This window comes from Flavobacterium procerum (assembly GCF_042431625.1).
Taxonomy (GTDB): Bacteria; Bacteroidota; Bacteroidia; order Flavobacteriales; family Flavobacteriaceae; genus Flavobacterium; species Flavobacterium procerum.
Map to the genome: position 1 here is coordinate 273687 of NZ_JBHLYW010000032.1, position 20656 is coordinate 294342.

Genomic DNA, 20656 nt, shown 5'->3' on the forward strand with positions numbered 1-20656 from the left:
CAAAATCATTGTTTTGAAATTGATATTTGAAATTATAATAAGACCAAACCTAACAGGTTTTAAAAACCTGTTAGGTTTAATCAAATATTTAATTAAGCATACGTCTTATCAATCTGACTCAAAACAGTTGGATCCTGAATTTCATTGTCTTTGGCAAACAATAAAACTTTAGACATTACCTCAGCCGATTTCGGATCGTCGTCTGCAAATGGAAGGAACAAACGTCCTCTGTGCTGTGAGTGAATTGGCAATATCGATAAATATTTACCTGGAACCTGATGTACAATCGCGCTTCCTAAATGAACGCTGTATTCTGCTAATTGTCCTTTTATGATGGCGTGGTTTCCGGTAATTTCTACATTCTTGATTTTGAACAAACGCAATGTTTCTCTTAACAATACCGCTCTCATTTCGATAGAAGAATGACTCGCTTCCGGATCAACACCGCCAACATGAGCAACGCTTACAACTAAATCAATGTCGCGCATTACTTCGGAGAAAATCCTCGGATTTATATCTTCAAAAGCGATGTTTTTATAATCTTTTAAGGAATGGAATTCAATCGTTTCCAAAGTCGGGCTTTCGACATCTGCCGGAGAGAACCAGTCTGCCAAAGCATACATTTTTACCTGGTAGCCTTCTTTATGGAAAACTTTCTGCAATCCTTCTTCATAATCTACTTTCCAGCCTCTTCCTTTTAATAATGCTAAAGTCTGATTTGGCTGAACCTGATGTCCGGCGTAACGTCTTGAAATTGATTTTTCTTTTAATTCATCTGGCGTTGGAACATACAATTCTCTGAAAATCTGTTTAAACGGCTGTTGCAATTTATTATCAAAACAATATTTCTGAAAATCTGTCCAAACATTATTTTTATGCAAATCAAAACAGTGTGCGATTCTAAAAGTCTGTTTTTCATTTAACGAAATCATTTCTCCTAAAGCCGTTACCAGATTTCCATCTACATAAAAACCAATTTGATCTTCGTTGGAAATAAAAACCAATTTCTCCAAATGCTTAGAAATGATTGGATGTTCGAAAAGATTCTGCATTTCTGCGAATAAGAACTCGTCTCCGCGAATCATACTTTCTTCAAGACCTTTTCTTGAACGTGTCCATTGCTCGCGCATCGTTTTGCGGTAATTCGTCAGTTCGAGAATTCCTTTGTCTTTTTTGTATTTCGGCGGAATCGATTTTAATTCTTTATCGCCTTTCAAAGTAACCAAATCGGCTTTTCCTTCTTTGTTGATGACCAAACTTATCGTTACATCATCTAACTTAACCTCAGTTTCTTTAGATAAAATATTCTGAATTTGTTTGGTTTCCATAGCCCAAGTCAAACGAACAGGATCCGGATAACCCGCATTTCTGGCTAAGTTTTCCAAAGCTACACGAATTGCCAAAGCTTCGCTCGCTTGTTTCATCGAACCAAACTCTTTACTCTCTTTTTTAAACTGCTGTAAATATTCGTAACGCGCCAAAATATCTTTTTCAGGACTCGCTTTGCTTAAAGGCACCAAACCGTAAACACGCAAATAATCCTGATCACGTTTGTCTTTTACTTTGGCAGTAACTTCCCTGATTTTCAAATCGCCTGTAATTGTGTCTGCATACAAACGCGCGCGACGATGTCCGTTTCCGTCGGTTACATATTTAGCCGATTCGTACAGCATTTCCCATTTGGCTTTGCCTAATTTTTTATAGGCCGAAACGAACCAATCTTTATCTACCGCTCCGTCTTTAAAATCCTGTAAATCGATAGAAGAGAATTTCGCCATTTCGCTTTCCAGTTCCGAGTTTACAGCACTGTAACTTGCCGTTTTAGTATGCGCATGAAACCACCAGATTCCTTCGTCCAGACCTTTCCAGTCTAAATAATTACTGATGAACTTTTGCCATTGCGGCGCATAAATTGCCGTCTGAATTAATCTTTCTTCTGAGATTTTGGCTTTTTTAACGGCTTCATTAAAAATTTGCTGTGTATCAGATTCTAACGGATAACATCTTTTCAGTAAATAACTGAATAGCTTTTGTTTCGTCAATTCGGTATAACTCCACGAATAAATATAACCTTTGTACAAACTTGCTTTTCCAAGCGCAGTAAGCATTTCGACCAAACGATTAATGCCATAAATTTTCTGGAAACTCTGTACCAAAGGTGTAACCGAAGTATTCGAATCGCCTCTTTTGACTTCGATATCCAAAAATGTTTCGCGGATTTTATCAATCATCGGAACTAAAAATGGGAACGTTTTTAGCAATTCTTCACTTCCGTAATGTCTGTAATGCTTACTTTCGCTGGTTAAAACCGAAATTCTTTCCGATTCCAAAATACCTTCGTACAATTCGCCTTCGGTAATTAATTTTTGTTCAAAAGCAGTGCAGTATAAATGAATTGGCGGTTTACAGTACGAAATGTTTCTTTCCAGTCCGTTGAGTTGTCGCCATCTGTAGAGATTCCAAACTTTGTTTTCCTGTTCCGGAGTTAAATCGGCTAAACTGATTTTATTCAGATAAATATCAAAAAAGCCCTGATTCTGCCAGCCATTTCCACTATCCGAATTGTAATAATATTGGTCTTTTCCCGGTTTGTATTCAAACTCCAAAACAGATTGCGGAAGATCGGCATACAAAGTTGTACAAGCATCAATCAAGAAATCTGTTTCTTCTTTAAAGTCATATTTTAGCTTTAAAGCATTCAAAATATTCAAAATCGCATTGTCCCAATCGTAACCTCTTTTGTTGGGGTGCGGTAATAATTCTTTATAATAAAAAACATGTTTTTCGAGGAAATCACGCCAGACTTTTCGGTCGCAATTGCTTACCAGCGTTATTAAAAACAAATCTCTTTCGTCTAATCCTGAATCCTGAAACCAACCTGACCAAACCTCATACAAAGGATAATTTGTCGCCAAAACTTCCTTGTCTTTTTCGTCTTTCAGATTTTTTAACTGTCTGAAAGTATTTCCAAGCAATACCGTTTCTTTACTGTTATCGTAGTTTTCGATTTCGTATTCATAATTTCGGTTTTCTTCGAATAATTGATACAGTTTCGAAATTTCATTTTTAATATGAGACATCGATTTTGAAAAACCATATTGCTGTGCTTTTACCGCTTTTGAATACAAAGAATCCGAAGCTGGTTTTGGCAATTCATAAGCTGAAACATGATTTGGCGTAAAGAAACCGTATCCGTTTTCGGCGCTTAGAATATTTTTCTTTTGCGACGGTTCTAACTGTTCAATAAATTTAGTTTCTTTTTCGGTAATTTTTGGTCTTGCCGAATACGCTTTTACCCAATCGTTTACTTTATCCGTCAGTTTGTTGTTTTTCTGCAATTGCAACATGATATCCAAAGCAGACATACGCTGTTCCATATCGCCTTTTTCCAGAATCGCATCTACAAAAGTGATAATGTTTTGATCTTCCTGTTTCAGTAAAATCGACGTTAGGTTTTTCTTTAAATTGGAGTTTTTACGTTTGTATAATTCCTGAAAAATGGCCAATTCGTCAGCCGTAAGCGTAAGATTATTTAAAGTAGAAATTGCCGAAGCTACAAGCGATTCTCCCCTGTCTTTCAGAATTCTTAAAGCAAAACTTCTTTGGAAATCCGTTGGTGCTTTTTTCTCTTTTCCTTCATTACTTTTAAAACTGTAAAACGAATAACAGTAATAATCGCCCAGAATTTGACGCGTGAGTTTTTCTCTTAAATTGATAGAAAAAGTTTCGAACTGATTTAAAATAAGTTCCAATCTATCGTTATGATCGCCAATTAAATTAATGGCCGACGAATACAAAGTATCTTTTTCGAACTTCGCATTGAGCCATGAAAATACTTTTCCTTCAAAAGTTTTTTCTTTTACGGTTATCATTTCGGCAAGATTATACACTTTATTGAAGAAATCCGGATAATCAGCATTTTCGATATAATATTTTGATTTCGTATTGGCTTCCAAAAGCATGTTCATTCTTGGAATGGCAAATGCCAAAACTTGAAGGTTTTCGTCGTCTAAAGCTTTAAAATAAAGAGGCATTTCGATATACGGATCGTTGGTTTCTCCTGCAAATTTCAATGCGAGACATTTCTTTTCAAGCGTTCCTTTTTCTACTAATTCGTACAGAAACGGAGTCGTTTTTTCGACATCAAAAACGCCCTGAACCCAAAGCGCCATATAGGCTTCGTTATTATTTTTACTGCGAATGCCTGACGGAATAGTTTCTGGATTCGAAAAATAACCATAGGCCAATTCGATAATAGTACGAATCGTAGTTTCTTTCTCCGCATCCCAGCCCAAACCTGTCCAAGTATCGATCGCTCGTACAACCGAAGAAAAACGGCTCAGTTTATTATCGATAATCACTTTGATCATGTATTGCAAAGCGCCGATACTGGTTTCGTCCAACGCTTCTAAAACAACCTGACGAAGTCCTTCCTGACGCTGTGCCGAAAGCAATAATTTTTCTACCAGTTCCCAGTTTTCTTTTTTCTCACTGTTTAAAAGTGCTTTGATAATGTTTCTGGAAACTTTTCCCTGTGGTTCTTTATTGAAAATAATATCTTCAAAAAGCTGATAGAGATTTTCTTTGTTTAAATCAAGCGCCACGGACCAAATCATAAACTGATTGCCAGAATTCGAAATCTCAGTATCAAATCGGATTTGATCTTCGATGCTTAAATCATAATAAACTGATTTGCTGTCCTGATAATGGTATTTATTCGGTCCGCCGAGCAAAGAACGCAGAAAATTAACCTGATTGACCAACAGATATTTTTTATGATTTGGCGCTCTAAAAGAGCGTCTGGAATACCCCGTTTGATACATTTTTAGCGGAAGTCTGTTCCAAGCCTCTTTTACATAAACCGCATTTTCTTCCCCAAAAAAGAAAACCAAAAGATCATAATAGTTTTTGTCTTCCCAAATATTCTCTTTTATCAGTGCTGTAAATTTTTCGGCTTGTTTAGAACCCAGCGAAATATAATTGCTGTAATAATTGTCGTCAAGCTTAAGAAACTCCAAACCAAACTCAGCGACTTCTTTTTTGAGTTTTGATCCGGAAAATAATTTCGTAACCAGATTACTGTTTACAATTTCCTCCAGTTCTTTCTTGAATCTCTTAATCGGATTCTCGATTGCTTTGCTTTTTAATAAATCTTCAATTGTCATGTTTTTATATTTTAGATTTCTGATTTTAGATTTTAGATTGCTTCACATTGTCCTTAGCGAAATCGAAGGATTTCACCCAAAGATTTGGAATTTGGAATTTATTTTTTGGAATTTAATCACCAATAGCTTCCCGCCAGAAACGTAAGCCTGATAAAAGTGATGGATTTGTTTTTGGATAAATCGATTTCCTCGCTTAAAGTTTCGAGCTGATCGTCGCCATAGAAAACTGCGTACAAACCGTCTTCGAAAGCTAGAATGGCATTTTCCTGCGCTTTGGCCAAATCTACTTTGTTGTGGTTGTAAAGTGCGCCAAAACCCACTTTTCCCGTATCGGTTAAAATGGGAAGGTAATTTTCTTTTGGAAGATGGATTTTGTCTTCGTCTTCAAATTCAAAAGAGGAAGCATGGAATAATTGTACCTGATACTCTACAATCGATTCGATTAGTTTTTGTGTGGAAATGACAGGATTTTCGATATCCAGAGCGATACTTTTTTCCTGAAGAAGCGGATGTTTTTTTCCTAATTGTTTAACTGAGATGCTGATATTCATCTTTAATCGGCTTTTATTTTGAGGTGGTAATGTAAGAATTTTAAATCATTTTATTCTTAAAATAATGTCTTTAAAATGTTAAAAAATCTCAGAATTAAAAGTACGATTTGATACTAAAAAAATACCCTGCAAATTGGTATTTGCAGGGTTTGGGTTTTTATTGGTAAAATTGTTCTCTAATTTCAATTAAGGTTTTAATTGCCTTATCTTCATCTGCCTTTTCAGGAAGATTGGAAGTTAGATAATAACTTTCTATTGAAGCAATTAAATTATCCGCCATTTCAAGTAAATCATCATATTCTCTATTTCCCGCTTTTATATCTAATAATTCATCACGATTGGAAACTCTAATATTCAATTTTCCTGTCGAAAGAATTTGTTCAGCCGTTTGTAAAAGACGAATTGTATGCATCATGTTTTTGCTATCGTAATTCTTTCCGTGTTGTTGGTTTGTATTGTAACGATCTTCATTTCGTTTTTCAATCCAATTCCAATATTCAGTGTACTCTTTACAATATTTAGAATATCCGTCTTGATTGCAAGATAAATAACCTATTATTTTTTCATTTTTTGGAATTGATGAAAGTGAAACTTCATTAGAATTTTCTTTCTGAATAATTCCTTTATAACCTAAAGTTTTATTTTCATCATAAAACATTGCAAACATTCCTTTTGAATTAGGAAGATTTACCAAACCCATCTGTTCTTGATTCCAACTATTTTCTTTTAGAAATCCTGATAATGAAACCGTTTCGTAACCTTTTAAAACATAACAAAAATCTAAAAGACTTTTCTTTTCTTTTGGTAACGGATTTACAATTTTCTTGTTTAAACCTCTCGCCTTTTTGATTTGAGTTACGGCATAACCGGCAAAAGAATCTTTACAGAGTTTAGATAGAAAATCTTCTAGTTGCAAATACTCCATTACCGGATGTTTGTACAAAATACAATCTTCAGGCGAAGCCAAAATCTCCAGAATATTTGGATTATTTTTAAGCAGTAATTCTACAAAACGACCAATTTCATAATAAACCTCATCATTTGTTTCATTACTAATCTGCGGAATATAATCAAGTCCAAAGAATTTTTCTTTTGGCAGATAATAAACGCCTTTAATATCGGTATCAGAAGTTGGTGTATTTAACCCAAAAGATTTACTTCCCGAAATAACTTCGAAAAGGATTAGGCTTTGGGATTTTAAATCTTTGATGGTCATTGCTTTCGTGAAATGAATTTATAAATTTCAATTGTTAATTTTTCAATTTCTTTATTTTTGGATAAAGTTTCCCATGAGAAATTTTTATTAAAAACCAATTCACTTAATTCCTTTTTATTGATTATTGTTCCAAAAGAACCATCAGACTTTACTTCGTAAGTAGATTGGTTAAGTATAAATGATGAAGAGATCTTACCCATTTTATTTTTTATTTCTTCTAGAAATTCTCCCACGTATCTTTTTTCATAATCTGAATATTTAACTTCTGATAATGCTTCTTCAATTTTTAATAAAACCTCAGCTTCATTTGATTTAACTAGTGTTTTATTGCAAAGTTCAATTAGAATTTCTTTCCACATTTCATTTGTCAAAAGATTTTCAATCTCTCTAATATTCCAAACAACTTTAGGAATAAAATTATCTGATTTTATATTTTCCAATTCTTTCAATCTAATTCCCTTCTTGCTACTCTGTTTAGATGCATCAGAATCTGCTAAAAGAAATATTCTATTACTAATTGCTAAAGCTTTTATATCTTCTAAAATAATTTCAACATCTTCTTTCTCAATTTTGTCTTCAAAAATATAATGATCAATATTTGATCCTGCATACTCAAAAAAAGCAAAATCGATATCTTCTTTAGGATAAGATTTTCCAATCCAATCATAGTATGATTTTAAAAATGCTTTTATATAATTACGATCTGAAATACCTTCAACCCAAATACTACAATTTGCCATAAATACTGACGAATTATTTACTCCTAAATTCCTAAGCAATTCGTTATCTCCTCTATTGACATTTTTTATTATAAATTGTTTCTCACCATGTGTATTTTTCTTTGCTGAAAAAGAATAAATAGAGACATTTTCTTTTTCAATAGTCAAATCTAAAAAATGATTAGAATGAGTTGTTATTATATAAGTCAGGTTTTTCTTTTTTAAATCATCATTTCTGGTTATTTGCTCTAAAAACAATCGTTGCATTCCAGGATGAAGGTTAAGTTCCGGTTCATCAATAAATATAAACGAGTCATTCTCTGACATAAAAATTTTATACATTAAAATTATTATAGCTTGTATTCCGTCTCCTAATCTAAATAAATCTCTAGTATTCTTTTCTCCCTCAATATGAACACTTATATTTTCTAAATTATTGTTTCCAGCTAAACTCTCATCTTTATTAAATTCAGCTACTATATCTACTTTTCTTTTGTCAAAAAAATATTTCCCAATAAAATCTTCAAACTTTTCAAAAGACTGTCTGATTTCTCTTCTAGAATTTCTTGTATTAAGAATTTCTTTATATAGATGAATTCCTGTAAAAACTTCAACATCAATTTTATCCAACTTATAATAATTATTTAGTGTCTCTAAAAAAACATCATTTTCAATTTTAGAATACTTATCTAGCTTTAAATCAAAATTAAATAAGGAATGTGCAGTCCTTAATGTTGGTATATAATATCTTTTTATACTTTTAAATTCTTTCAAAAAGAAATCATCAATTTCATTGAACTCGCTTAAATACTGATTTTTAATACCAAAATAACTCACATTTACGATCTTATCTTTATTTTCTTTTACAATTGATAAAAAATCGGTTAACACATCAAAGTCTAAAACTTTTAATATATTACGAGATAAAATTTTAACATTCTCCCTATCAGGATTTGACCCGTCAGAATAGTACGTGTTTTCTGACCTAAATTGATACGTATTTATATTGGAATCTATAATTTTATTGACTTCTTGTACTTCTTTATTATAAATGGGAATAAAAGTTTTAATTTTATTGATATCATCTACTCCTTGCAAATTTTGAAAGGACATAAAGCTTCTGATAAATCTACTCTTTCCACTATTATTAGCTCCAACAATTATATTTATATTATTGAATTTTGGAAAAAAAGAAATCCCTTCTACTTCTTCATTTAAAAAATAATCATTTAGTTCTGTATTTTCAGAAAAAATTAAATCGTAAAAATCTTTCATATAAATTAAATTAAACTTTTAAAAAACAAATCCAGCTCCTCACTCAATTTCTTTCCACTTCCTAATTTATTTGCATTATCTTGATTGAACTGTATTATCTCCATTAAAAAATCAGTAATCAAATTTTCTTTTGGATGCAAATACTTTTCATCATGGTTAGCTTTTATTTGCTGTAATTCAATTATTTTTTCTCGTATGCTTTGCGGTGCAATTAGTAATAAATCAGCAAAAGCAACTGGAGGAAAAGTATTCTTTTCTATAATCCATTTTCCGGCTAAAGCAGTACGTAAAGCGTAGAAATAACTTTTTAGTTTTACTTCTTCCATTTCGCATACTTCCATAAATTTTTTAGTTGTTCCCAAATAATGATGTAAAACTGCTATTGGCGAGAAACACTCTACGGCTAAGTCCTGCATTTGTTTTACAAAATCATCATTTGCATAATACACTATTGGCGAAAACAACCACTCAATCAAAGGTGCATTAGATTTTGCTAACAACCTTACGGATTTCCGTAAGTCCCAGCCAGAACCGTCAAGGTCTTCTTCGGTCATGAATTCTATTACATCTGGTTTTTCCCAAAGTGATAAATAATACTCGAGTTTGTGTTTGTATATAAAACGAATATCATAATCGCTATCTGGAGAAGCAAATCCCCAGGCACGACTTCCCGATTCTACAGCAAAGAGTATTTCTACGTCTTTTTCTAGTTCTATTTCTTTTAATTTTTGAAGTATTTTTTCTTTCATGATATTTTTGTTTTGCCACGAAGGCGCTAGGGCACTAAGTTTTTTTTTATTTTACCATTAAGACATTAAGAAAATTAAGCTTGTCTTTCATAAATATAGCTTGGCTTAATTCTCTTGGCAAAGCTTGAACTTAATTTTCTTAATATCTTAATGGTATTTTTTTTGCCACTATGGTGCTAAGTTTTTTTTTAATCTCGCAAAGGCGCAGAGTCGCTAAGTTTTTTCTATTAAGTTTTCTTTGCGTCTTAGCGCCTTTGTGGCAGTAAACTAACTAAACTGTTTCCATTTTTATTCTTCTAAAAAGTCTTCTAAGAATCCGATAAACTTTTTTCCATCAGCTGACCATCTCAGTCCTTGTCCGTTTTGTATTCTTATTTCGTAAACCAAACCGTGTTTATAATGAAAGAAAATATTCCACCACGTTTTATGATTTATAATGTAGTTAATAAGCTTTTCTACTTTTTCTTTTTTCTGGTTTACATTTCCTTTTATTTCTCCAAAAATACTATCTTTTTTTCTGCCGACATGTTTTTCCCAAGCTCTCGCTGCGATTGAAATTTCTTTATTGAAAGGCTTAAAACAGCTTTCCAAAAGGATTTCTTTTGCAGGCGGAATTCCCGTTTCATCACGTTTGCTGGCAGATGTTAAACGTTGTCCCAAAATAAGTAAAACGAATTCAAAAGGTGTTTTTTCGAAAGTCTGAATCAAACTTTTTTTTAATCCCTCTGAATTGTTTTCGAAATTTTCTAAAACGTCTTTAAAACAAGAAACAGCATCTTGCAATGAAACTATAATTTCATCTTTGAAATAAGGAAGTCTCAAAATTTCTATTTTCTGATTGTGAAAAACAATCAGGTTTTCTGAAAAAAGCTCCAGATTTTCATCTGTTAAAAACAAAGCATATTTTTCTTTCCATTCTTTATTTAAGTCCGGAATCACTGCTTTTATTTCATTAAAAAGAACATTCGATTTCATTTTATTCCAAACAGATTACATTTTCATTCACATTCATTTCCGACAAAATATATTTCATTAAATTAAAGTTAGCTGAAGCATTATCCAAAATCCAAGCATCAGAAGTTATGGCAATTTTATTACTTTCTGCAATGATTTTATCTGGATTATAAACTAATTCTACTTGCCAATCGTATTGATTTTCTAAAGCTATTTCTTCAATCATTTTTTTTAATCTTCCACTATTCGAAACCGGTTTATCGAAAAACCAATAGAATGTTTTAATCTTTTCTTTTTTGAAAAAAGCAGCAATCATTTCTATTGCCTGAGATGTTTGTATTACTTTCTTATAAGTTCCGTGCACACTCGACAAATCGCGAATAAAACCATCTTGTCCCTTAAAAACATAAGCGTTTGACAAAATGCTTTCTAATAAAATCAAAGCGTTAAAACCATCTATCGCAATTTCTTTTCCTTCTAAATCGAAACTTTGAATTTCTTTAGATTGTCGATTTTCAATCTGACTTTGAGAGGCACTCATTCCGCGAACGGCTTGTTGCTGACGAGAATTTAAACGATATCGGTTTCCGACCAAAGCTAATGTTGCTTTTTCGCCATAACCTCTACTTAGGAAATAATGCATATCTGTTACGGCTTCTTTTAGTTTCAACTGTATTTTCTCCGTTCCAAACAAAGTATCATCGCTAGCTTCTTTTCCTCTATTTTTAAGATTTGTCATGATTCTGATTTTTTTTTCATCCTAACAGGTTTGGAAAACGAGTTAGGAGAACAAAACTAAATAACAAAAAAACTTTTAGAATTTCGAGTCGTTTCTTCTGCAACCTTATCCAAACTAATTCCTTTAAACTGGGCAATTGTTCCCGCAACATAAGGCAGAAATGCCGGTTCGCATCTGCGTTCATGATATTTCTTCAAAAGGCTGTTCGGGACATTTTTAGGAAGCATAAACGGCGCATCGGTTTCAATCATCATTCGGTCGAGCGGTACGTACTGAATGACTTCTTTTAAATGGCTGAAACGTTTGGCATCTGAAATCGCTCCCGTAAAACCCAGATAAAATCCGTTATCGAGATAGGTTTTGGCTTCTTGCAACGTTCCCGTAAAACAATGTACAACGGCTTTTGGCAATTGCGGTAAATAGTCTTTGGTACTATTCATAAAAGAACTAAAAGCGCTTCTTTCATGCAAAAACAACGGTTTCTGAACTTCAATCGCCAATTCTAATTGGGCTTTATAACATTCTTCCTGTTTGTTTCTGGGCGAAAAGTCACGATCAAAATCGAGTCCGCATTCGCCAACCGAAACAACGTGTTTCAGTTCTAATAATTTCCTAAGTTTCGAAATACTCTGCGCGTCGAAACTCTTCGCATCATGCGGATGTATTCCCGCCGTAGCATACAACACGCCTGGGTATTGTCTCGCCATCTTGGCAGATTCTTCGCTATTTCGTACGCTTGTGCCTGTGAGTATCATTTGAGATACGTCGGCGTCGAGCGCGTCTTGTACAACATCGTCTATGTCGTTTTGGAATTGTTTATTTGTTAAATTAATTCCGATATCTATATATGTTTTCATTGTTTTTTGTTTTTTGCAACTAAGGCGCTAAGGCACCAAGATTTTTTTATTCTTTGGTCTGGTTGTTATTATTTTAAGTTGCTAAATTTTTCTTTTTAATCTCGCAAAGTCGCTGAGTCGCAAAGTTTTTTTTCGTAAAGTTTGTCATTTCGACCGAAGGGAGAAATCACACTAGAAACTCCGCACAGAATGTCGCCAATCTTTGTCGAATTCCGCGTGTGATTTCTCCCTTCGGTCGAAATGACATAAAATGCGGAAAAACCTTTGCCACTTTGTTACTTTGTCTCTTTGAACCTTTTTTTAAAAATCTCCGTAATAGACCTGAAAACAAGGCAGTTTCAAATCATTTCTCCAAGTATCTACAACTTGATTTCTATCGTCTAGAACAAATTCTATGAAGTATTTCTCTTTTATGAATTCGTTGTAGATTTCGGTTTTGATGATGGAATCTTTTCGGCTGTCTTTGGTTTTTCTCATGATCAAGTCATCGTATTCGATTTCGTGTTTTTCAAGGAAACGCAATGTTGGCTCTTTGTATCGGTCTTCTCTTCCGGAAACCAGCAATATTTGGTATCCCAGTTTTTTGTAATTCTTTAATACATTGGCCACCGGAGCATTGAGTTCGTCTTCGTCACATTTGCTTGCATCAAACGGATTTCTTCCGTTCATTAAAGCTAATGTTCCGTCAAGATCACAAATAATTGCTTTTGGTAAATCGGGATTCTGAGCACAGTATTCCAAGTTTTTTTCGACTTTCTTTATCGGGCTAAAATCAAATTTTTCTTTGGTTTTCTGCAATTGATTGTACATGTTTTCAATCACCTTTTTTGGTACTTTTCGGTCTCTTTTTTCATTTCTAATAAAAAGTTCTTCCAATGGCAAATCAAACACTTTAAATTCGATATTCGCCATTTCCGAAAAATTATCTATTGGCTGTTTGATATAATCGTACTTCACATTACAGGTATCCAAAACTACGTTCCAATTGTTTGAAAGCAGGGTTTGAATTTGTCCGTTAATAATTTTCGAAATCATACTTTCTGATGACTGATCCAAGGTTTCCTGAAATTGAGAAAACCTGATTTCATCACGGCTTATTCGCATCGTTTTGGCTTCGGTTCTTACTTTCCATTCTGCAAAAGTACTTTTCCCTGATGCCGGACAACCTATAAGTATCGTTAATGTGGGTATCTTTTTCATTTTATAATCTTGGATCTAATGTTTTTTCTATTTCTTCGTTGTTGATTCGTTTCAATAAAAGTAAACGCATCAAGTAATTTTCTTCTTCTAGATTTTTATACGGAATCTGAAGCATTTTTTGGTTGATTTCCCAGCCGTTTATAGACTGTTCCAACTTCTTTTTTACGTTTCTTTTTTCTAAATAATAGTCAAAATCCTGATGGAAATTCACTCCATAAATCATAGTCAGATAATTGTTGTTTCTGACTTTGAAACACGGCGGCAAACCTTTGATGTAATTCTGAACCGGTTTTATCATGATTCCTTCTTCGTTTGCTTGGGTCAGTTTTTCGAAAAAAGCATAAATTTCTTTTAGCTTTTCTTCTTTATTTAAAGCTGTAATCTCCAAATGCAAAAACGGGTCATCGTTAATCAATTCGCAAGTCAGATTGCTGTTTGGCATTATTTCCTCACCCGAAATTTTTACTTCTTTTAAAATCGTAAATGGTTTAAAATAGATTTTGCCTTCTGTACCAAAAGTATCAATTTGATTTTTGAATACATTTAATGATTCCTGCTGTTTATCTAAATCTGGAATTCTTACTGCCTGCAAAGCATCATACTGACGGATAATATGCATTTTGTGCTTGCTCGCAAACTCCTTTCTCGAAAGCTTTTTTTTATCTGAAATGTAAGCTGTAAAATCTGTATCGTTTTTGACACTGATTAATTTTTCAATCAATCCCGAATCTTTTAAATAAGAATTTTGCGTCTGTAAAGCTTCATAATAACCCGTAAATTCTTTTTCGATTAATCCTGCTCCCAAAACTTTCCATGGCAATAATTCTGATGCAATCAAAAGAGTCTCGAATTCAGGAAAATCAACAAGCATTTTGGCATGTAATACTCTAAGACTTTCGATTGCCTGCTCTACATTTATGTGGTCCATTTTAAAGCCGTTTCGGGAAACAAAATACGTTTCTTCGATATTTCTTTTCAGGTAAATGGTGCAATAAGAGCCCATGTATTTCTTTTGAACTACAAACTCGTTTACGCCTCTTTCTGTATAATAATGAATTGCTTCGACAATACTTTCTATTTCGTTTCTTTCTCTGCTTTTTGGAGCTGGCGAAATGGTTGGCGAAAAGTCGTTTATCTTATTCTTGCAAAACCACTCTATTCTGTTTCTTACTTTATAGTCTAACATTTTCTACTTTTTTTTGAATGATTACAGCACTTGTTGGGTAAACTCCTTTTACGCAATCTCCTACTCCATGAAATGTTTTTGGGTTTGGAAAAATTTCGTTTATAAGTGTTGCAAACTCGGCGTTTGATAATTCGAAATCATGGTCATCGTGTCTGAACTCTTCTGTCAATTCATAATTTACATTAAAATCCTTGTCTGGCGTTGTGACAAATAATTGGGTAAACTTTGTATTGTCTCTAATCCAAATTAGCAATTCTTTTGCGTCTTTAAGGGAATTATGTTCAATCACTTCGCTTAAAATAATCTGTCCTTCAAAACCTTTAAGTTCGTCCAGATTTTGGGTCCATATTAAATTATCTGTTCTGTCAGATTCCTGGATTTTATCGGCAATATGTTTAAAATCAACTTCATCGTATGCATAATAATCCGCTGTAAATCCTTTTTTGTTGAGCAATTTGTAATACTGTAATTCGCCACAGCCAAAATCTAAAACCGATTCATCAAGATTAATTTTACCACAAATAAATTCTTTTCTGGACTGATGTGTATCTGTAAATCCAAACTGAACTTGGTTATCAAAATAGGCTTCTAATTGTGGTTTAAATTTCTCAAACTGCACTGGAGAACGCATAATTCTTTTGATAAAAAGATAAAACACAAAATACGGAACACCAATAAGATTCGTAAACATCGTGATATGCTTTTGGATAAAATAATCATCAATAAAAGTGTACACCGCATATCTATTCGTAAAATGAGTAAATAATACTACCAGCGAAAACTTCTGCATTGCCTCTCTTACCGTAGCGGCTTCGATTTTTAATTCGAAATTGTTTCCTATTTTATGAACCAACGTAATTCCATCAATATATTTTGACAAAAGGTATTTTCCATTTTTATACCAATTTGAGTCTATAAAAAACGTCGGAACTTCAATGGTACATTTTTCTGTATCAATCGCATCATAGCTTTTCTCTAACCACGAAATCATTGTTTCGTCTAAAACTTTATTTTCTTTATACAGATGATTAAAAAATTCCGTCACCATATTCAATGCCAACAACGGACTGCAATAACTTTGAAAATCAATTTGATTTCCTTCTTCTGGCAGGTAACTGTTTTTGCCATCTAAAAAGACACAATGATATTCGTTTTCAGCGATTACGTTTCCAATTACAATTCCGTTTTTCAATTCCTTTAAATAAAGTCCCTGGTCAGTATTTGGGTTTTTATGAAGAATATCTAAAAAGTTTTTATTATCTGATTTAAGTTTAATAATCATGGCATTTTGTTTTGTTTGACAAATATAGTTTTGCCACTGCGCAGTTATTTTGCGCAGTTTAAAATTAATTTTTAAAAACGCACACAATGTGCAAATTTTTATATTGATATTCCAGAAAGTCCGTTTAATCAGACGCGGATTGAGACGGATTTTTTAAAATTTAAACAGAAAATCCGTTTAAATCTGCGTTTTTACGAAGTAAATCCGTTTTATCCGCGTCCAATTTTTAGTCTGTTTAGACAACAGTCATATTTTTTTATTCTTCTTCTCTATTAAAAGGTTTTTCAAACTTTGGACGAACCATTCTCCAGATGGTTTCTGAATAATCTCTCTCGTCCAGCATTCCAAATAAAACATTTGGATATTGACAGGTTAGGAAATAAAAAGCGGTTTCTTTTCGGGATTCTAAAACTTTGAAATCCAATTTACATTCTTCTTCAATAGCTTTAAATTCTTTTTCTAAATCGGCTTTTGTCTGTTTAACCCAACTGAAAAACTCATCAGGAACACGCTCTAAAATTTCCTCCAATGATTGGTTTGTTTTTAAATATTCCCAAATATTGACATTAGAAACCTGAGTAATAATTCGGTGTAAACGAAGGTATTCGTCAAATTTAATTTTTATTCGAAAATTGTTTTCGTACTTAATAATAAAACCTTCTTTATTGGCAAGCTCCATTTCTTTTAAAATCTGAATATCTTTGATTCCGTCAAATTTCTCCACCAAAGGAAATCCAATATCTTCCAAAGGAAATTCGTTTCCTGAGTGCGTATCAATGACAGCAAGCAAAACCAACTCTTCTGATGCGCCGTAATCTAAAACAATACGGTTTTCAGGGTAAATAATTTCAAACAAATAGGTTTTATTTTTATCCAAAAGCGACCATGAATCTTTGTATTTTCCATGAAGCATTTCATTAGCCTTATCGGATTGTTCACTCGAAAAAGAACCACGGCTTGCTATAAAAGGCTGGTCGTTTATCCAATATAAAATCCCTAATGAACCATCCATTTTGTCATACACCTCAAAAGAAGTTTCTGGCAGAATTTCATTTTCCATTTCACCTAAATTGAAAAACTTAGGAAAAGGTCTAGCCACAACATTCAAATCTTTATCTAAAATAAGACCACGACAAGCAATGGTAATTTCGTTCCAAACTCTCTCAAATTGTGCATTTTGAGTATAGTTATAAATATACAAATCCTGTTCAGGATGTTTGTTTACCCTTACATAGTTTGCCGAAATCATTTCTTTTAAAAGCGTTGTATTCATTAGTTCTTTTCTTTGAACAAAGATTCAAAAGTTACTGCGCAATTATTTTGCGTAGACAAAATCATTTTCGTCTTCATATTTATATTCAGACGTATTTCTCATATTTAAGCTTCTTATTTTCAGCAATTCAACGAAATGTAAAAGTCCTTTTTGTAAATCGTTCAAATTGACATTTTCTTCTCTAAAAAGATACTTTCGCAATTCAGGAAAACAATCTGCAATTTGATTTTTAGTATAAAGTTCTTTGTTGTCTTGAAGCGCCATGCATTGTCCTAACTGAAAAGCGATTGACTTTATAATGTCATGGTTATTTTTTCCTTTTCCGAAAGAAATATTTTTAGTTAAATCCAGATTTTGCAGAACATTCATTTTTTCAGATAGATTTCCTTTTAAAGCATCTTTTACCAAAACCCGATATTCGGTTTTACTTGCAAAAGATAAAATCATGCGGGTGCTTCTTAAAAATTTCAAATCTACATCACGTATCAGAAGTTTTGCAATTTGATTTTCTTGTTTTTGAGAATGGAAATCGTAGGTATAAAAAAGTGCATTATTCAATTCGTCTGTTGTTCCTTTGTAAACCTCAATCAAATGACCATTTTGGCTAACAGCAAGATTCGCATTGATTTCTTTTTCAGGAAAAAAGGATATGATTGACTGGCTTAACTGTTTTGATAAAGCCAGTTTTTCTAGTATCGTTTCGGGCATTTTTTCAATAAAGAAAACCAAATCGACGTCGAGCGAGTTTTCAGAACCGAATATTTGATAGATTGGTGGTTTCATTTTTTTCAAAGGGACAAAGTTGCAGAGTTTCATAGGTGCAAAGGTTTTATACTGCTACGCAGTTGTTTACTGCAGATTAATTTATTTCTAAGTTTTTCTCAATTTTTGTCATTTCGACGTGGGGAGAAATCACACTAGAAACTCTGCATAGAACGTCTCCAATCTTTGTCGAATTCCGTGTGTAATTTCTCCATTCGGTTGAAATGACAAACTGCATGGTTACTATAGCCTCAAAGATTTTTTTCACGCAGATTCAGCAGATTTTTAATAATCCTTTTAATCCTCATAATCTGTGGCAAAAAAAACTTTGCACCTCTGCGACTTTGCGAGATTTAAATTTACCAAACTTTGCGGAGACGCACTGCAGTGCGCCTCTACAAACCTTTGCAACTTAATCCACCAATAATTGCGTCACAACCGCTGGGTTCATTGCCCATTGAGCAGTATAAACCTCATCAGCAATTTCATTTTCGGAAATTGTTAAACCTTGAGCTTCCGCTTTTAGCTGTAATAAATTACCAATATTCAATTTGCTGTTTAGTTTTGCCAATAGTGCCTGAACTCCTTTGAAATCCAAACCTTGTACCACCTGACCTCCGAAAGTCATCTCTAACCAAACGATTTCTCTTTTGGCTACATCCAACACTCCAAAAACCAGACCTTTGGCAACATTCTGCGTTACACGAACCTGATGATCTACACACGACGGATCGTATGCTACACCCGTTTTCTCCGAAATTTTCATCGGATATTTACTGTTCATCCAACCTACAACCAAATTAGGCGTAATACTTCCGTTGCTGTACGCGTTGCAAGTAAAAGTTACAAATTTTGCTTTGGCTTTCGCCAATTCGTCGATGTTGATGTTGATATATTCGGCAGTTCCAATTTTATTCGGAATGCTTCGGATATCCCCACTATGCTGACAACCTGTAGTCGTCAATCGGCTGAAAGAACAAATATCTGAACGGTTTTCGTAGGCAATATGACAACTCAAATCCATATCTAAATGTTGCGCTGGCAAATCTTTACCCCACTGCAAAAACAATCGTACTTCGTTTCCTTCAATTGGGAAACGTGTTCCCATTAAAGCAACTGGCAAATCCTGAACTGTATCGCTTCGGTCTCCAATAGAAACCGGAATGTTAAACAATTGTGGATCGATATAGATCGTTTTGTTGGTATTTGCAACTGAAGCAAATCGTTTTTTCATAGCCAAAAGACATAATTTCTCGATTTGAATTTTCATCTCTTCCAACTGAAAATCTTCATATAATCCTAACAACTGATTTGCACCAATTCGTTTGTTTGTTCCACCCAAAGGTTTTACACTTCTCTGCATGTTTTTATCAAAATAATTTTGAGCATACATATTTAATGTAAACACCAATCGAGCCGGAACTTTATCGATGATTTCTTCAAAATGGGCAACAGTTTCTTCTGCTCCAAACCACAGCATGTTCGAAAATAACGAACGTGCAAATAATCCAGGACGCTGTTTCAATAAGGCAAATGTCTTATCGGCATCAAATTTCAATCTTGACGAGTTCACTTTGCTTTGCCAAACATCATACACTTGGTTGTAGAATACATCCATTAAAAAATTCAATTTCTCAAACCCTTTTCTTTTGCTGTATTCTGCCAAACGCAACGCTCGGATAAAACGAACCCACATTCCTCTTTTTGGATGCATCGTTTCGCACATTGCTTCCACATCCATATTCATATTGTTCAACCAGTTTGCCACCATTAAACATTCTTTTCGAGAATATTTTAGTTTCAAATCTTTTTGAGAAGCAATTTTAGCCTGCGCACTTGTATCTAACGAACTATGAAAATGCTGACCGTTTTTAGTCGCTCTTTTAATAATCGTTTTTGGTTCGATAATCTGCAACATTCCAGTATTTTTAAACCATAAATAACGTAAAATATCTGTTGGTGTTTTCAAAAATTGAGAAGCTAAATCTTCTTTACCGTTTTCAATCAAAAGATCAATCACTAGCATTAAAGTTTCCTTCATTGCAATTTCAGTTTTTGGCAAAGGCAAATATTTCATAGCCATTTTTAAACTATCTACCTGAGTAGCGTCTAAAGCGGTTTTAGATTGCAATAACGAGATATAGAAATCATTTAGGTCTTTTTCTGACCATAATTCAAGCATTTTCAATTTGCTTCCTTGTCCGATATTTTCCAGTTTACCGAATTCAAACGGAGTTCCACAGAACGGACAACCGTTGTATCTTTCTAATGGAAAAGTATTATCTGGAATAATATGTCCGCATTGTAAAGTGGTCCCGTTTTTGGTTTTAAAAACATTCCCGAAATACGTAATAATATGATCTACAACAGATTCTCCTGTTGGGATATTCCATTCTTTTACCAATGGTGTCCAGTTTTTATCAGTTCCTAAAATTGCTCTCAAAACTTCCAAAACCTCGATTTTATAAGTTGGGCTCACATTGTTTAAAGCGTGAAGCAATGATTCAGAAAAAGTAAATCCAAGTTTTGAAACATTGGCTAACAAAACTGATGTTGTTCCTGATAAATTTTTAACGTCGTTCGTAATCATTTCTGACGGAATGAAAATAGCATTTTGACGTAAACTGATTTTTAATAATTCTTTTGTTTTCATTTTTTAATTTTTTAAAAATTAGATAATCGTGTTTCTGGGTTCTACCTAAAAGAGTTTTGAAGTAAGAAACACTTG

The 20656-nt window shown here is 33.4% G+C and carries 14 protein-coding genes; all 14 read right to left on the reverse strand.

Translation table 11 applies throughout. The features are described 5' to 3' along the window. Positions 1-92 precede the first annotated feature (92 nt). A complete protein-coding gene (locus ACFFLS_RS25370) occupies positions 93-5165 on the reverse strand; it encodes a DUF4132 domain-containing protein (protein WP_379682752.1) in 5073 nt (1690 codons plus the stop codon). A 116-nt stretch (positions 5166-5281) separates the two neighbouring features. Next, complete coding sequence (locus tag ACFFLS_RS25375; RefSeq protein ID WP_379682753.1) at positions 5282-5716, reverse strand: hypothetical protein; 435 nt, start codon at positions 5714-5716, stop codon at positions 5282-5284. A gap of 157 nt (positions 5717-5873) precedes the next feature. Continuing rightward, positions 5874-6932 (reverse strand): nucleotidyltransferase domain-containing protein, encoded by a 1059-nt coding sequence (locus ACFFLS_RS25380; protein WP_379682754.1) that lies wholly within the window; start codon positions 6930-6932, stop codon positions 5874-5876. Further along, entirely contained in the window at positions 6929-8926 is a 1998-nt protein-coding gene (locus ACFFLS_RS25385) for an AAA family ATPase (RefSeq protein WP_379682755.1), read from the reverse strand. Before ACFFLS_RS25385 ends, ACFFLS_RS25380 begins: the two co-directional genes overlap by 4 nt. A 5-nt stretch (positions 8927-8931) precedes the next feature. Continuing rightward, positions 8932-9675: a nucleotidyltransferase domain-containing protein gene (locus tag ACFFLS_RS25390; RefSeq protein ID WP_379682756.1), complete on the reverse strand. Its 744-nt coding sequence runs from the start codon at positions 9673-9675 to the stop codon at positions 8932-8934. A 288-nt stretch (positions 9676-9963) separates the two neighbouring features. Beyond that, entirely contained in the window at positions 9964-10650 is a 687-nt protein-coding gene (locus ACFFLS_RS25395; protein WP_379682757.1) for a tRNase toxin domain-containing protein, read from the reverse strand. A gap of 1 nt (position 10651) precedes the next feature. Beyond that, positions 10652-11368 (reverse strand): DUF434 domain-containing protein, encoded by a 717-nt coding sequence (locus ACFFLS_RS25400; protein ID WP_379682758.1) that lies wholly within the window; start codon positions 11366-11368, stop codon positions 10652-10654. 56 nt (positions 11369-11424) lie between these two features. Then, positions 11425-12225, reverse strand: a complete 801-nt coding sequence (locus ACFFLS_RS25405) for a TatD family hydrolase (protein ID WP_379682759.1) — start codon at positions 12223-12225, stop codon at positions 11425-11427. A 300-nt stretch (positions 12226-12525) separates the two neighbouring features. Beyond that, positions 12526-13425: a phosphatase domain-containing protein gene (locus tag ACFFLS_RS25410; RefSeq protein ID WP_379682760.1), complete on the reverse strand. Its 900-nt coding sequence runs from the start codon at positions 13423-13425 to the stop codon at positions 12526-12528. 1 nt (position 13426) lies between these two features. Further along, complete coding sequence (locus ACFFLS_RS25415; RefSeq protein WP_379682761.1) at positions 13427-14611, reverse strand: DNA ligase-like domain-containing protein; 1185 nt, start codon at positions 14609-14611, stop codon at positions 13427-13429. Beyond that, the gene (locus ACFFLS_RS25420; protein WP_379682762.1) at positions 14598-15893 is read right to left on the reverse strand and encodes a class I SAM-dependent methyltransferase; all 1296 of its coding nucleotides are present in this window, start codon (positions 15891-15893) and stop codon (positions 14598-14600) included. The genes ACFFLS_RS25415 and ACFFLS_RS25420 overlap by 14 nt, the downstream gene beginning before the upstream one ends. Positions 15894-16149: 256 nt before the next feature. Further along, positions 16150-17166 carry a T4 RnlA family RNA ligase gene (locus ACFFLS_RS25425; protein ID WP_379682763.1) on the reverse strand — a complete coding sequence of 339 codons (1017 nt, stop codon included), beginning with the start codon at positions 17164-17166 and terminating at the stop codon, positions 16150-16152. A gap of 42 nt (positions 17167-17208) precedes the next feature. After that, on the reverse strand, positions 17209-17949 hold the full coding sequence (locus tag ACFFLS_RS25430; protein ID WP_379682764.1) for a hypothetical protein: 741 nt from the start codon (positions 17947-17949) through the stop codon (positions 17209-17211). A 391-nt stretch (positions 17950-18340) separates the two neighbouring features. After that, complete coding sequence (locus ACFFLS_RS25435; RefSeq protein ID WP_379682765.1) at positions 18341-20581, reverse strand: hypothetical protein; 2241 nt, start codon at positions 20579-20581, stop codon at positions 18341-18343. Between the last annotated feature and the right edge of the window lie 75 nt (positions 20582-20656).

What these genes read in the sequence shown, in the direction of transcription:
- ACFFLS_RS25370 (WP_379682752.1), bottom strand. Translation starts at nt 5,165, where the DNA reads ATGACAATTGAAGATTTATTAAAAAGCAAAGCAATCGAGAATCCGATT.
- ACFFLS_RS25375 (WP_379682753.1), bottom strand. Translation starts at nt 5,716, where the DNA reads ATGAATATCAGCATCTCAGTTAAACAATTAGGAAAAAAACATCCGCTT.
- ACFFLS_RS25380 (WP_379682754.1), bottom strand. Translation starts at nt 6,932, where the DNA reads ATGACCATCAAAGATTTAAAATCCCAAAGCCTAATCCTTTTCGAAGTT.
- ACFFLS_RS25385 (WP_379682755.1), bottom strand. Translation starts at nt 8,926, where the DNA reads ATGAAAGATTTTTACGATTTAATTTTTTCTGAAAATACAGAACTAAAT.
- ACFFLS_RS25390 (WP_379682756.1), bottom strand. Translation starts at nt 9,675, where the DNA reads ATGAAAGAAAAAATACTTCAAAAATTAAAAGAAATAGAACTAGAAAAA.
- ACFFLS_RS25395 (WP_379682757.1), bottom strand. Translation starts at nt 10,650, where the DNA reads ATGAAATCGAATGTTCTTTTTAATGAAATAAAAGCAGTGATTCCGGAC.
- ACFFLS_RS25400 (WP_379682758.1), bottom strand. Translation starts at nt 11,368, where the DNA reads ATGACAAATCTTAAAAATAGAGGAAAAGAAGCTAGCGATGATACTTTG.
- ACFFLS_RS25405 (WP_379682759.1), bottom strand. Translation starts at nt 12,225, where the DNA reads ATGAAAACATATATAGATATCGGAATTAATTTAACAAATAAACAATTC.
- ACFFLS_RS25410 (WP_379682760.1), bottom strand. Translation starts at nt 13,425, where the DNA reads ATGAAAAAGATACCCACATTAACGATACTTATAGGTTGTCCGGCATCA.
- ACFFLS_RS25415 (WP_379682761.1), bottom strand. Translation starts at nt 14,611, where the DNA reads ATGTTAGACTATAAAGTAAGAAACAGAATAGAGTGGTTTTGCAAGAAT.
- ACFFLS_RS25420 (WP_379682762.1), bottom strand. Translation starts at nt 15,893, where the DNA reads ATGATTATTAAACTTAAATCAGATAATAAAAACTTTTTAGATATTCTT.
- ACFFLS_RS25425 (WP_379682763.1), bottom strand. Translation starts at nt 17,166, where the DNA reads ATGAATACAACGCTTTTAAAAGAAATGATTTCGGCAAACTATGTAAGG.
- ACFFLS_RS25430 (WP_379682764.1), bottom strand. Translation starts at nt 17,949, where the DNA reads ATGAAACCACCAATCTATCAAATATTCGGTTCTGAAAACTCGCTCGAC.
- ACFFLS_RS25435 (WP_379682765.1), bottom strand. Translation starts at nt 20,581, where the DNA reads ATGAAAACAAAAGAATTATTAAAAATCAGTTTACGTCAAAATGCTATT.